General features: G+C 39.7%; 1 protein-coding gene. It reads left to right on the forward strand.

Annotation, left to right across the window (positions count from 1 at the left end):
- Nucleotides 1-710, forward strand: a 710-nt coding sequence (locus QSJ47_RS08095) for a protein rep (protein WP_285603015.1), incomplete at its 5' end; no start/stop codon positions are given.
- Nucleotides 711-1,230: the final 520 nt, after the last annotated feature.

Raw genomic sequence — 1,230 nt, forward strand, 5'->3', positions numbered from 1 at the left:
GTGGTGAGCGCTGGTGTCCCGTATGTTTGTGGCGCAAAGTGACTCGTTTGATGATGGAAACCATCAGTATTCTAAATCAAATACAACACGACCATAAAGTGGTGTATATTTTTCTTACTCTGACGATGAAGAATGCGAGTATGGACAAATTGAGAGCTTCCATTGAGCATTTATCTCAATCATGGGATAGACTAACTCAAACTCCGCAATGGAAAGACAATATTTTAGGCTTTGTCCGCATCACTAGGTTTCTAGGTAACAAGATTTTTGCTCAAAAGTGTAATCCTCATTACCATTGTATTTTAGTTGTGTCCCCTAACTACTTTTCACATGGCTACATTAAACAAGCTGAGTGGGTGCAAATGTGGCATGAGGCTTTATGTGTAGATTATAATCCCATTGTGTTTGTGCAATCTGTTAAAAGCAACTTAGAATCTGTTTTGCTTCATTGTATGAAACCTACTAAGGTAACTAGACTCAACCAAGAGAGTTTTAGTATCTTAGACAATCAAGTAAGGGGTATTCGTCAATATAATAAGGGCGGATTAGTTGAACAATATAAACCACTTGTGTCTGATAATCTTGACTCTAGCCTATGGGAAAAAATTGAGAATGGATTTTATGAATGGTATGATGAAACTTATTTATTGAAGGTTAGAGATGTTATAGGCTATTTATCTAAGCACTTACAGCCTCCACGGCGTGTTTGAGCGGTGCGCTATGTGTAAGCTTGCGAACTTTTGGAGATACGGGGCGCGCTATGCACTATAAACCTATAGCGTAGACTGCGCAAGTTCCGTTGTTATAGTGCGCTCTATGGGTTAAGTAAACCCAAACCCAAAAAAGTATGTGCGCCATGTATTCTGCGGTCAATCAGTGGTGAAGTGTCCACCCGCTAAAGACGAGTGGGATTTCTGCCAATAAGATCAAAACGCTTATGAGTTTTAACATGGCGTTCTAACGCTCCATGGCTCGCAGAGCTTTCATGGCATTTTCGTTGCCAAAATCTACAGCTTTTCGCAGAAAAGTTTTAGCCTTACCTAATCCCCGTTTCTTGTAGATCATGCCCATGTTATAGAGTGTTTGGGCAACAAGGTTTTTGAGCATGGGGCATTGGTAAATTCAGCTACTCTTAAATTTTTTACTTGAGCGTATCTAAAATAGATTAGAGGAATTGTAATTATGGTGAAAGCAGTGAGACCGCCAAAGATGATTAGTCCATATCCTCTA

Origin of the sequence: Helicobacter sp. NHP22-001 (assembly GCF_030270165.1) — a bacterium.
GTDB classification, from domain to species: Bacteria; Campylobacterota; Campylobacteria; order Campylobacterales; family Helicobacteraceae; genus Helicobacter; species Helicobacter gastrofelis.